The 12579-nt window shown below is 66.4% G+C and carries 12 protein-coding genes; 9 read left to right on the forward strand and 3 right to left on the reverse strand.

Going from position 1 to position 12579, the window contains the following annotated elements; all coding sequences use genetic code 11:
- Window positions 1-109 precede the first annotated feature (109 nt).
- Entirely contained in the window at window positions 110-997 is an 888-nt protein-coding gene (locus tag AB1281_RS06515; RefSeq protein ID WP_014036816.1) for an MBL fold metallo-hydrolase, read from the forward strand.
- Window positions 998-1079: 82 nt separating this feature from the next.
- Here the strand turns inward: AB1281_RS06515 and AB1281_RS06520 are convergent, their stop codons facing one another.
- Complete coding sequence (locus AB1281_RS06520; protein ID WP_049445544.1) at window positions 1080-1373, reverse strand: PsiF family protein; 294 nt, start codon at window positions 1371-1373, stop codon at window positions 1080-1082.
- A gap of 59 nt (window positions 1374-1432) precedes the next feature.
- On the opposite strand from AB1281_RS06520, the gene AB1281_RS06525 reads away from it, so the two are divergent.
- Both AB1281_RS06525 and AB1281_RS06530 read left to right on the forward strand, forming a co-directional pair.
- A complete protein-coding gene (locus AB1281_RS06525; protein ID WP_240502870.1) occupies window positions 1433-1858 on the forward strand; it encodes an ArsR/SmtB family transcription factor in 426 nt (141 codons plus the stop codon).
- The gene (locus tag AB1281_RS06530) at window positions 1839-2318 is read left to right on the forward strand and encodes an SRPBCC family protein (RefSeq protein ID WP_430345349.1); all 480 of its coding nucleotides are present in this window, start codon (window positions 1839-1841) and stop codon (window positions 2316-2318) included. Before AB1281_RS06525 ends, AB1281_RS06530 begins: the two co-directional genes overlap by 20 nt.
- Window positions 2319-2427: 109 nt before the next feature.
- Here the strand turns inward: AB1281_RS06530 and upp are convergent, their stop codons facing one another.
- On the reverse strand, window positions 2428-3060 hold the full coding sequence (upp, locus tag AB1281_RS06535; RefSeq protein ID WP_005409099.1) for a uracil phosphoribosyltransferase: 633 nt from the start codon (window positions 3058-3060) through the stop codon (window positions 2428-2430).
- Window positions 3061-3277: 217 nt separating this feature from the next.
- On the opposite strand from upp, the gene AB1281_RS06540 reads away from it, so the two are divergent.
- From AB1281_RS06540 to AB1281_RS06565, 6 genes are all read left to right on the forward strand, one after another.
- A complete protein-coding gene (locus tag AB1281_RS06540) occupies window positions 3278-5791 on the forward strand; it encodes a TonB-dependent receptor (RefSeq protein WP_430346978.1) in 2514 nt (837 codons plus the stop codon).
- Window positions 5791-6906 (forward strand): phytase, encoded by a 1116-nt coding sequence (locus AB1281_RS06545; protein WP_430345350.1) that lies wholly within the window; start codon window positions 5791-5793, stop codon window positions 6904-6906. The genes AB1281_RS06540 and AB1281_RS06545 overlap by 1 nt, the downstream gene beginning before the upstream one ends.
- Window positions 6903-8270, forward strand: a complete 1368-nt coding sequence (locus AB1281_RS06550; RefSeq protein WP_430345351.1) for a metallophosphoesterase — start codon at window positions 6903-6905, stop codon at window positions 8268-8270. The genes AB1281_RS06545 and AB1281_RS06550 overlap by 4 nt, the downstream gene beginning before the upstream one ends.
- Before the next feature lie 10 nt (window positions 8271-8280).
- Window positions 8281-8895, forward strand: coding sequence for an inorganic diphosphatase (locus tag AB1281_RS06555; RefSeq protein ID WP_014036823.1), 615 nt, complete (start codon window positions 8281-8283; stop codon window positions 8893-8895).
- A gap of 88 nt (window positions 8896-8983) precedes the next feature.
- Complete coding sequence (locus tag AB1281_RS06560) at window positions 8984-10399, forward strand: cryptochrome/photolyase family protein (protein ID WP_430345352.1); 1416 nt, start codon at window positions 8984-8986, stop codon at window positions 10397-10399.
- A gap of 140 nt (window positions 10400-10539) precedes the next feature.
- Entirely contained in the window at window positions 10540-11235 is a 696-nt protein-coding gene (locus tag AB1281_RS06565) for an OmpA family lipoprotein (protein WP_010484399.1), read from the forward strand.
- Window positions 11236-11493: 258 nt separating this feature from the next.
- Here AB1281_RS06565 and AB1281_RS06570 read toward each other — a convergent pair whose 3' ends face one another.
- Window positions 11494-12525 carry a LysR family transcriptional regulator gene (locus AB1281_RS06570; RefSeq protein ID WP_005409107.1) on the reverse strand — a complete coding sequence of 344 codons (1032 nt, stop codon included), beginning with the start codon at window positions 12523-12525 and terminating at the stop codon, window positions 11494-11496.
- Between the last annotated feature and the right edge of the window lie 54 nt (window positions 12526-12579).

Here is a 12579-nt window from a genome sequence, read left to right on the forward strand (position 1 = left end):
CGGCCGCTCGCCGGCAATCTGGCCGATCGCCGAAACCCCGCCTTTGCCGGCGGGGTTTTCTGTTTCCTTTCTAGCGATTATTTAACGAGCCGGCGCCGATAATCGGCGCATGAAACTCTGGTCTATTCGTGGAAACTCGCAGCGCCTTGATGGCGGCGCGATGTTTGGCAACGCACCGCGTGCGTTGTGGGAAAAATGGGCGGCACCGGACGAGCTCAATCGCATCGAGCTGGCCTGCCGTGCGCTGCTTGCCAGCCCGCTGGAAGGCAAGACGGTGCTGTTTGAAACCGGCATCGGTGCATTCTTCGATCCGCGCATGCGTGAGCGCTACGGCGTGCAGGAAAGCCAGCACGTGCTGATCGATTCGCTGCGCGAAGCCGGTTTCGAGCACGAGGACATCGATGTCGTGGTGCTCAGCCACCTGCACTTCGATCACGCCGGCGGACTGCTCGCGGCATGGAGCGAAGGGCGTGAGCCCGAGTTGCTGTTCCCCAACGCAACCTACGTGGTCGGCGCACAGCATTGGCAGCGCGCCGTGCATCCGCACCCGCGTGACCGGGCCAGCTTCATTCCGGAGCTGCCTGGCCTGCTGCAGGCCAGTGGCCGACTGGAAGTGGTGGACGGGGAGTACTCGAAGGTCCTCGGCCGCAGCGTGCGCTTCAGCTACAGCGATGGGCATACGCCGGGGCTGATGCTGGCCGAGATCGTTGGTCACGCGCATGCAGGCGAGGGCGCGCACGGTGGCGTGGTGTTCTGTGCCGACCTGATTCCGGGGCGCTCATGGGTGCACGTGCCGATCACCATGGGTTACGACCGCAATGCCGAGCTGTTGATCGACGAGAAGCGGCAGTTCCTTGAAGACAAGCTGGCGCGCAATGTGCGGCTGTTCTTCACCCATGACCCGCAGGTCGCGCTGGCGCAGCTCGGGCGCGATGATAAGGGGCGTTTCGTGACCCTGCACGAGCAGGGCGAGCTGAAGGCACGCGCCCTGGGGTAATGAAAAGGCCGGGCAATGCCCGGCCTTCGTGTGCGGGTAGATCCACGCCATGCGTGGATGGCGTTCTACCCGGATGTGATCGCTACGACGCCTTCAGGCAGCTGCTCATGAAGGTCTTGCGCGCATCACCGGCCAGCTTCTTGGCGCCCGCGTCGGCATTGCACTTGCGCATGCGTTCCTGCTGCGCATTGGCCGGCTTGGAGTCGGCGGCGTGGCCACTGAGGCAGGAACTCTGCGCCGTCTTGTAGGCATCACCCTTCAAGCCCTTGTTCTTGGCCGAGCATTCGGCCATGCGCTGCTGCTGCGGGGTGGTGGCGTTGGCAGCCAGGGGCAGGCCGACCAGCAGGGCGGCGGCCAGCAGGAAAGAGGCTTTCATCAGGGTGCTCCAAGCGGTGGCGGGTGCGCGGAGCATTCGCTTCCGGCCCGCAAGGCCACGTGAAGAATCGCGCTTCGGTCGCGTCCGCTTGCGTCGGCATTCAGATCGGCGTATTACTTAGCCATATGGGTAAGTATGATCCCGCCATCCAGGACGTCTTCCACGCACTGGCCGACCCGACCCGTTGCGCGATCGTGGCCGCGCTGGGGCAGGGGCCGCGTGCCGTGTCGGTGCTGGCCGAGCCTTTCCAGATGGCCTTGCCCTCGCTGATGAAACATCTGGCCGTGCTGGAACGCAGCGGCGTGGTGCGCAGCCACAAGCAGGGGCGCATACGTACCTGCGAACTGGTGCCGGCGCGGCTGGGCCAGGCCGAGCAGTGGCTGGCCGAACAGCGTGCCGTGTGGGAAGCGCGCACCGACCGCATGGTCGATTTCGTCGAAACCCTTCACCGACAGGAGCAGGCCCATGGCCGTAGACGCAGGTAACAACCCCGATACCGATCTGGTCATCAGCCGTGTGTTGAACGCACCGCGTGCGGCCTTGTGGCGGGCGTGGACCGATCCGGAACTGCTGCGCCAATGGTGGTGCCCGAAGCCGTGGACCACCGAGGTGCGCGCATTCGACCTGCGCCCCGGCGGGGCCTTCCACACCTTCATGCAGGGCCCGGATGGCGGCAGCAGTGACAATCCGGGCAGCTTCCTGGAGATCGTGCCGCAGCAGCGCCTGGTGTTCACCTCGATGCTGGGCGCAGGCTGGCGACCGCAGTCACCCTGGCTGGGCTTCACCGCCATCATCACCCTGGAGGACGAGGGGCAGGGCTGCCGCTACACGGCGCGGGTGATGCACCCGGACAAGGCCCTGCGTGACCAGCATGAGCAGCTGGGCTTCTTCGATGGCTGGAACACCGTCATCGGCCAGCTGGAAACCTTCGCAGCCGGGCTGTAGGCCGGAATGCGGGATGGGGTCAGAGCCCTTTCTGTGAAAGGGATCTGACCCCAACATCGCGGGGGTCGGATCCCTTTCACAGAAAGGGCTCTGACCCCGGCTCGCCGGTTCAACCGACGCGGGTACCGAAGATGCGGTCACCGGCGTCGCCCAGGCCCGGCAGGATGTAACCCTTGTCGTTGAGCTGGGCATCGATGGCCGCGGTGTAGATCTCCACGTCCGGGTGCACGGCCTTGACCGCTTCGATGCCTTCCGGCGCGGCCACCAGGAAGATGCCCTTGATGCGGCGTGCGCCGGCACGCTTGAGCATGTCGATGGTGGCGATCAGGGTGCCGCCGGTGGCCAGCATCGGGTCCAGGATCAGCGCGTCGCGCTCTTCCAGGCGGCCGGTCAGGCGCTCGAAGTAGGGCACCGGCTGCAGGGTTTCCTCATCGCGCTGCAGGCCGACCACGCTGACGCGGGCTGCCGGGATCAGCGACAGCACGCCGCTGAGCATGCCCAGGCCGGCGCGCAGGATCGGCACCACGGTGATCTTGGCGCCGGCAATGCGCTGCACCGTGACCGGGCCGGCCCAGCCGGGCAGGGTGTGCGGCTCGGTGTCCAGGTCGGCGGTGGCCTCGTAGGCCAGCAACGTACCCAGCTCGTTGGCCAGTTCGCGGAAATCCTTGGTGCTGAGCGCGGCATTGCGCATCAGGCCGATCTTGTGCTGCACCAGCGGGTGGCGCACTTCGACGATCTTCATGGTCGGGAAGGGGGAAAAGGAGAGAGGACGCCATTTTGCCGGATTGGCGTGTCGAACCCCAAACCGGGCCCCGAGCCGCCGTACATGAAATGTGCAGATGCATGTCACGGCCATGCAACCTTGCGGACATACCGTGCAGACCCATTCTTAACAGGAATGGGGATTCCCAGTGCATATCAAGACTCCGTTGGCCGTTGCCATCACCCTGACCCTGGCGATGGGGGCCGCGTCACCGCTGCAGGCCGCCGGGCAACAGGCGGTAGCCGCCACCGGCGCCGTGGCGGCCGACGCGGTCGACCTGGATCGCATTGAAGTGCGCGCCCAGCTCGAATCGCAGATCCGTGCAGTCGACCTCAAGCGCAGCAGCGATGCCATCGAGGATGCGGTGTCCTCCGATGCCCTGGGCCAGTACCCGGACAAGAACGTGGCCGAATCACTGCAGCGCCTGCCGGGCGTCAGCGTGACCCGCGACCAGGGCGAAGGCCGCTTCGTGGTCATTCGTGGCCTGGATGCCAATCTCAACAGCGTCAGCGTGGACGGCATCGCCATCGGCACGCCGGAAGATTCCAGCCGTGCCGCGCCGCTGGACGTGATCCCCTCCGATTCCACCGAGCGCCTGCGCGTGGTCAAGTCACCGACCCCGGACATGCCGGGTGATGCCATCGGTGGCGCCGTGCTGGTGGAATCGGCATCGGCCTTCGACCGTGACGGTCGCAGCCTGCGCGGCAAGATCGAGGGCAGCCACCAGCAGCTGTCCGGCGAGACCAGTCCCAAGGCCGCGTTCAACTACAGCGAGGTGTTCAACGATACCTTCGGCGTGGCACTGGGCGTGAACTACCAGAAGCGGAAGTTCGAGTCGGACAACACCGAAGTGGAGTACGACGGCGAGGACGATGCCGCCCCTGGTGACGTGACTACGATCAACCTGCAGCATCGCAAGTACGAGATCGAGCGCAAGCGCATCGGTGCCAACCTCAACCTAGACTGGCGTCCCAACGAAGACAGCAAGTACTACCTGCGCACGTTGTACAGCCAGTTCGACGATGCGGAGACCCGCCAGCGCGTGATCTTCAACTTCGACGACGCGAAGATGGTCAAGACCGGCACCGACCAGTACCGCCTGGACGGCATGCCGAAGGATTCGATCGACAAGCGCATGCGCTACCGCACCAAGAAGGAGAACACCTTCGCGGCCAGCCTCGGCGGCGAGAACAAGCTGACCAACGCCGTGGTCGATTACCGGATCGGCTACACCCGTACCGAAGAGCGCGTGAACGACGAGATGGAGGCGCGCTTCAAGCTCAACGGCAAGGCCTTCAACGGCACCCTGGACCAGAGCAGCCGCCTGCCCAGCTACAGTTTCGACAACCCGCAGTGGCTGGACAACAGCAACTACGCGTTCGACCGCTTCGTGCTCTCGCCCAAGCAGGTGAACGACAAGGAACACAGCGCACAGGTCAACGTGCGCTTCGACGGCGACAGCAGCAGCATCAAGTTCGGCCTGCTGGGCCGCTGGCGCGACCGCGACGTGAATGTGGATGAGCGCGAACTGCGTGTCGGCCCGAAGGTGGCGCTGTCGAGCTGGACCACTTCCTCGCCGGAGCATCGCCACGGCAACCTGGGCGATGGCATGGACTCGGCCGCGATGCGCGCGTTCTGGGCCGCCAGCGGCAGCCAGTACAGTGCCCGCCCGCAGGACGTCGGCGGCAATGCGATGACGTCGCTGGAAGAGGATTACGTGGCCAGCGAGGACATCTTCGCCAGCTATGCCATGGGTACCTGGGACGTGGGCGCGCTGCGCATCATCGGCGGCGTGCGCGTGGAGAACACCCGCTTCAAGGCGGTCGGCAACCAGGTGGACGTGGCCGCCAACGGCCGCAGTTTCACCGTCACCCCGCGCGTGGCCAACAGCAGCTACACCAACGTGCTGCCGGGCCTGCACCTGCGCTACGACGCGGCCGACGACTGGGTGCTGCGCGCCTCGGCCAACAAGACCGTATCGCGCCCGTCCTTCGGCGACGTCTCGCCGCGCGTGGGTTACAGCCGGGGTGACGAGGAAGTGCGCCTGGGCAATCCGGAACTCGATCCGTACGAGTCGAAGAACATCGACCTGTCGGTGGAGAAGTACATCGGCAGCAGCGGCATCGTTTCGCTGGGCCTGTTCCACAAGTCGATCGATGGCTACATCGTGGAAACCGTGCGCACCAATGATCCGGCCTACGGTGGTTTCGACGTGACCCAGCCGGTCAATGGCCGCAAGGCCACCGTGCGTGGCGCGGAATTCAACTGGCAGCAGCAGCTGGCCTTCCTGCCGGACGGCCTGGATGGCCTGCTGGTCGGTGCCAGTGGCACCTGGCTGGATACCAAATTCGACGCCGGCATCAAGGATCGGGAGGGCGAGGACTTCACCCTGCCGCGTGCCTCCAAGCATGTCTACAGCGCGCACATCGGCTATGAAAAATACGGTGTAAGCACGCGCCTGGCGGCGGTGTACCGCAGCGAGTACCTGGACAGCATCGGCAAGGGGCGCGCATTCGACATCTATGTGGCACCCAACACCCAGCTCGATTTCTCGCTGGACTACAAGTTCACCCCGCGCGTGAGCGTGTATTTCGAAGCGCAGAACCTGCTGGACAAGCCGCTGGAGCTGTACCAGGGCACCCGTTCGCGCACCCTGCAGATGGAAGAGTACGGTCGCACCTATGCGCTGGGCCTGAAGGTGGCGCTGTGATGGGGCGTAGCGTCACTGTCCTGGCCGCCGCGCTGGCGGCCACGCTGGTTGCCGGCTGTACGCCGGCCACCGGCAACGATCCGGTTGCGGGAGCGGTCGCGCCGGCCGCCAGCGGCGAGCGCGTGGTGACCACCATCGCCGAGGCCTTCCTGTCACCGATGACCCCGGCCGACAACATCGACTCGCCGGCGGCCTGGCGCGCGCCGGACGGCACGCTGTGGCTGATCGCTACCGCCAAGGCCACCGACAAGCTGGTGGTCTACGACGGCAGCACCGGGCAGCATCTGCGTGACGTCGGCAGCAGCGGCACCGCACCGGGGCAGTTCGACCGCCCAAACGGCATCGCGGTGACCGACGACCTGCTGTGGATCGTGGAGCGCGACAATCACCGCGTGCAGGTGCTGAACCTGCCGGACTTCACGCCACTGGCGACCTTCGCTGCGGACGACCTGCGCAAGCCGTACGGGCTGTGGGTCGACCGCCGTGCCGATGGCTACAGCGTCTACGTCACCGACTCCTGGGACAACGGCGAGGATGCGCAGGGGCGTGACATCCTGCCGCCGCTGGCTGAGCTGGACAAGCGCGTGCGCCAATACCGCGTGACCCGCGACGGCACGAAGGTCGAGGCGAAGCTGGTGGCCAGCATCGGCGATACCACCGAAGCCGGTGCGCTGCGCGTGGTCGAGTCGATCTGGGGCGACCCCGAGAACGACCGGCTGTTGATTGCCGAAGAGGACGAGAGCTACGCCAGCGAGTTCAAGGTCTACACCCTGGCGGGCCGCTTCACCGGCACCACCTTCGGCCGCGACGTGTTCAAGGCACAGGCCGAAGGCGTGACCCTGCGCACCTGTGGCAAGGACGGCTGGTGGATCACCACCGAGCAGGGCAAGCAACGCAGCGTGTTCCATCTGTTCGACCGGCACACGCTGAAGCCGGTCGGCGCGTTCCAGGGCAATACCGTGGCCAACACCGACGGCATCTGGATGATGCAGCAGCCCAGCGCGCGCTTCCCGCACGGTGCGCTGTATGCGGTGCATGACGACCAGGGCGTGGTGGCGTTCGACTGGGAGAGCATCGCCAAGCAGCTCGCGCTGCCGCTGGAGTGCGGCGCATGAGCCGGCAGTGCGTGATGCGCGCGCTGGCGCTGGGCCTGCTGCTGGCGTTGCCGTCGCTGTCGTTCGCGGCGGCCGAACCGAATACCCAGGTGCCGGCGGGCAGCCGGCATTACGCAGCGACGGCGGTGCCGGACCGCATCGTCGCCTCGCCGGCGGCCGATCCCAGCCACGGTTTCGCCGTGGCCTGGCGTACCGATGGCAGCGCGCAGGCGCCGCTGCTGGAGATCGCGCTGGCCGCAGATTCGCCGGCCATCGAGGGCATCCGCCAGGTGCGTGCGACGACGCGTGCGCTGCAGACCGAGAACGGGCTGTCGCACCACCATCGTGCCGACATTGGCGGCCTGCAGCCGGACACCCAGTACGTCTACCGCGTGCAGGGCAATGGCAGCTGGAGCGCCTGGAACCAGCTGCGCACGCTGGCCGCGGCCGACCAGCCGCTGACCCTGCTGTACTTCGGTGATACCCAGAACAAGAACGTCAGCCATGTCAGCCGTGTGGTGCGTGCGGCGCAGAAGGCTGCACCGCAGGCGCGCATGAGCCTGTTCGCCGGTGACCTGGTCAGCGGCGGCGACAACATGGACGACAGCGAATGGGGCGAGTGGTTTGCCGCCACCGGCTGGCTGGCGCCGGAAACGCTGGTGGCCCCGGCGATCGGCAACCATGAGTACTTCGAGGAATTCGAGGACACCCCGCAGGAGCGTCGCGTGCTGGGCCGGCATTGGCCGGTGACCTTCGCGCTGCCGGGCAATGGCGCCACCGCCGCGCAGCAGACCAGCTACTGGTTCGATGCGCAGGGCGTGCGCGTGGCCGTGGTCGATGGTACCTCGGCACTCGACCTCGGCACGGCCAAGGCGCAGGCACAGTGGCTGGACACGGTCCTGACCGGCAACCCGCAGCCGTGGACCATCGTGCTGCTGCACCAGCCGTTCTACTCGCCGCGCGAAGGGCGCGAGAACGCTGCGCTGCGTGACGTGCTGCTGCCGGTGGTGCGCCGCCACAACGTCGATCTGGTGCTGCAGGGCCACGATCACACCTATGGTCGTCGTGGCGAAGGGCAGGCTGCGACGCCGCAGTACGTGGTGACCGTGGCCGGGCCGAAGCAGTACCGCCTTTCCGACGAGGCACGGAAGACGATGGATCCGGTAGCCGAGGACACCCAGCTGTTCCAGGTGCTGAACATCGATCCGCAGCACCTGCGCTACGAAGCGCGCACCGTGACCGGGCGCCTCTACGACGCCTTCGAACTGCGCCGCGATGCCAAGGGCGCAAAGCAACGCACGGAGTTGACCGAAGGCCGCATCGCACCGCGCGACTGCCCGCGTGCGCAGACCGCCAAGGGTCGCGCCGACCGCTGCTGGGAATGACGAGATGCCAATGACCACACCCCGACGCATCCTTCCTCTCGCTGCCATCGGTGCCGCGCTGCTGTTGCTGGCCAGCGCGGTAACGGCCGCCGATACCGTGCTGCATCCGTTCCTGGTCGCCCAGCCGAAGCAGGCCCCGCAGGAGGTGAATCTGGCGGTGGAGATTCCGGCCGGCAGCTTCACCAAGTACGAGATCAAGGAAGATGGCCTGGTCCACGTGGATCGCTTCCAGTCGATGCCGGTGGCCTATCCGGCCAACTATGGCTCGATGCCGCGCACCCTGGCCGGTGACAACGATCCGCTGGATGCGCTGGTGCTGACCCGCGAGCCGCTGCATCCCGGCGTGATCGTGCGCTTCCGGCCGATCGGTTACCTGAAGATGATCGATGGTGGCGAGCACGACGAGAAGATCATCGGCGTGCCGACCGACAAGGTCGACCCGACCTACGCCAGCATCCGCGACCTGGCGGATCTGCCGGAGGTCGAGCGCCAGCGCATCGAGGCGTTCTTCCGGGTCTACAAGGACCTGCCGGCCGGTCGCAACCCGGTGCAGCTCAACGGTTGGGGCAACGCCGCTGAGGCGCGTGCGCTGATCAGTGAAGCGATGGAGCGGTTCAGGCAGTAGACACACGCCATGGTGGATGGCCGCCTGCGCGCATCTCCTTCACCGCCGCTGGCTATGATGTGCGCCTTCCACAACGAAGGCGGTGCATGTGTCGGTAGCGTTGGTATGGTTCCGCCGTGATCTGCGGCTGCAGGACAATCCGGCCCTGCAGGCCGCGCTGGATGCGGGCCACGACGTGGTGCCGGTCTACATCCATGCGCCGCACGAGGAAGGCGAGTGGGTGCCTGGCGCGGCCTCCGATGCGTGGCGCCACCGTTCACTGGGCGCATTGGATGCGGACCTGCGCGCGCGTGGTTCGTCGCTGGTGCTGCGCAGCGGTGACAGCCTGCCGATCCTGCAGTTGCTGATCGAGCAGACCGGCGCCGAGGCGGTGTACTGGAACCGCAAGTACGAACCGGCCACCCAGCCACGCGACGCGACCATCAAGCGCACGCTGCGCGAGCAGGGCATCGACGCGCAGAGCTGCAATGGCAGCCTGCTGTTCGAGCCCTGGGACATCGCGACCCAGCAAGGGCAGCCGTACAAGGTATTCACGCCGTACTGGCGCAACGTACTCAGCCATTGGCGCCTGCCGGCGCTGCAGGCCGCGCCGCAGGCACTGACGCCGCACACGGTCGACAGCCTCGCACTGGATGATCTCCAGCTGGCACCGACGCTGGACTGGGATATCGGCTTCTGGGAGCACTGGCAGCCGGGCGAGGCCGGTGCGCTGGAGGCACTGTCCGTGTTCGAGGACGGCGCATTGCGCGGCTACCGCGAACAGCGCGACCTGCCGGATCGCGTGGGGACCTCGCGGCTGTCGCCGCACCTGCATTTCGGCGAGATCGCGCCGTGGCGCATCGCCCATGCGCTGGAGGGGCTGCGCAGTGCAGGCACCGATGCCGACATCGACGGTTACCTGCGGCAACTGGGCTGGCGCGACTTCGCCTATCACCTGCTGCATCACTTCCCGAAGACGCCGACCGACAACCTCAACCCGCGCTTCGATCGCTTCCCATGGGCAACGCCCAGTGACGCTCAGTTGCACGGCTGGCAACGCGGCAACACCGGCGTGCCGATCGTCGATGCCGGCCTGCGCGAACTGTGGCACACCGGCTACATGCACAACCGGGTGCGGATGATCGTGGCCAGCTACCTGTGCAAGCATCTGCGCGCGCACTGGCTGCATGGCGCGCGCTGGTTCTGGGACACCCTGGTCGATGCCGACCTGGCCAACAACACGATGGGCTGGCAATGGGTGGCCGGGACCGGCGCCGATGCCGCGCCGTATTTCCGCGTGTTCAACCCGGTGACCCAGGCCGAGAAGTTCGATCCGCAGGCCCGCTACATCAGCCGTTGGGTGCCCGAACTGGCCGCGCTGCCGGTGAAGGCGCGCTTCGCACCGTGGCAGCATCCTCTGCTGCTGGCCGCGCATGCCCCCGGCTATCCGCGCACCCCGTTGGTGGACCTCGCGGCCGGTCGGGACGCCGCGCTGGCCGCCTACCGGCAGACGGGGGCAGGGTAAAGCGCGGGCTGAGCGATCCAGTCAGTTAGCTGAACGCGGCCCTGTCGCCGCGCCGCATCATCATCCCGACATCGCATTGGGCTGTTTATTCTCTCTGCGCCCGCAAGCCGCCGGCCCGACCGGAAACCAAGGAGAACCACATGATCCGCAATACCACCCGCAACGTCGCACTGGCCCTGATGAGTGCGGCCGTCCTGTCGGCCTGCGCCACCGGCGGCTCCTACGTGCAGAGTGACCAGTACGGCAACCCGACCGAGCAGCAGAACCGCACCGGCCGCAATGCGCTGATCGGCACCGCGATTGGTGTGGCCGCCGGCCTGCTGACCGGCGACAGCGCTACCGAGCGTCGTCAGCACGCGCTGATCGGTGCCGGTATCGGCGCGCTCAGCGGCGCTGCCGTCGGCCAGTACCAGGATCGCCAGGAACGCGCACTGCGCGAGCGCACCGCCAACACCGGCATCGATGTGCAGCGCCAGGGCGACAACATCATGTTGAACCTGCCGGATGGCATCACCTTCGATTTCGGCAAGTCGACCCTGAAGCCGCAGTTCTACGGCTCGCTCAACGGCGTGGCAGGCACCCTGCGTGACTACAACCAGACCATGATCGAAGTGGTCGGCCACACCGACAGCATCGGCAGCGACGCGGTCAACAACCGCCTGTCGAAGGAACGCGCCGACTCGGTGGCGCAGTACCTGATCGGCCAGGGCGTGCAGAGCGTGCGCATCGAAACGCTGGGCGCCGGCAAGTCGTATCCGATTGCCGACAACAGCACCGATGCCGGCCGCGCCAAGAACCGTCGCGTCGAAATCCGCGTGATTCCGCTCAAGCAGTAACGCTACGCGTTACTGCTTGAGCCGGTCCGGCCATCGGCCGGAACGAAAATGCCGCCCTTGCAGGCGGCATTTTTGTGGGTGCCGAGCGTTGCTCGGCACGCCGATCGCCCTTGTAGAGTCGAGCCATGCTCGACTACCTCTTCTGGTAGATGCCGACCTTGGTCGGCGCCCTTCGAAAAGCAGTCGAGCATGGCTCGACTCTACAGAAAGCGGCATCGTGCGCCCGGGTAGATCCACGCCATGCGTGGATACCCTCGGTCATGCCGCCGAAGCGGCGACCTTCTCCAGGATGCGCTTGCCACTGCTTTCCAGCGCGGCGTCTTCCTTTTCCTTCTGCTGCTGCGCCAGCTTCGCGCCCGGGCATTGCGCCAGCATGTAGTTGGCGTCGAAGTTGAGCTTTTCCACCAGGAAATCGACGAACGCACGCACCTTCGGCGAGACCAGGCGGCCACCGGCGAACACGGCGTTGAAGTCCACTTCCGGGCCGGTCCAGCCGGCCAGCACGCGGCGTACCATGCCCGACTCGACGAACGGCTTGGCCATCACATCACCGGTCAGCAGCAGGCCTTCGCCACATACCAGTGCACCATTCAACGCGGACATGTCGTTGGCCGTCATCAGCGGGGTGACCGGGAAGTCGCGCAGCTCGCCGCCGTTCTCGCCCAGCTGCCAGGTGAAGCGTGGCGAATTACCGGTGTGGTACGGCTTGCGCATCGCCAGGATGCGATGGAACTGCAGCTCTTCCGGATGCAGCGGCTCGCCATAGCGCTCGATGTAGGCCGGGCTGGCGAACACCTGCGTGCGCAGGCTGCCGAGCTTGCGCGCGACCAGGTTGGAATCGGGCAGGGCACCGACACGCAGCGCCAGATCCGCCTCACCGGCGATCAGGTCCAGCTTCTCGTTGCCCATGTGCATGTCCAGGCGGATCTCTGGATACTGCGCATGGAACTGGCCCAGCAGCGGGGCGATCCAGGTGATGCCGATCGAGTAGGGCACGGTGAAGCGCAGCCAGCCGCGCGGGCCGGACTGCAACTGGCTCACCGCGCTCTCGGCTTCTTCCAGCTCGCGCGCGATGCGCTGGCAATGTTCGTGGTAGATCGAGCCGGCTTCGGTCAGGCCGAGGCGGCGGGTGGTCCGGTGCAGCAGTCGCGCGCCCAGGCGCGTTTCCAGCTCCTGCACTTTGCGGCTGACCGTGGTCTTGGGCAGGCCGAGCGATTTGGCAGCGGCAATGAAACTGCCTTGCTCGACCACTTTGACGAAGATCAGCGTCTCGTTGAGATCGTGGGACATGGTCGGGGATCCTGGACGTCGGGGATGGGACAATCGTGACAGAACGATTGGACC

It is taken from the genome of Stenotrophomonas sp. NRRL B-14846, assembly GCF_050473585.1.
GTDB lineage: Bacteria > Pseudomonadota > Gammaproteobacteria > Xanthomonadales > Xanthomonadaceae > Stenotrophomonas.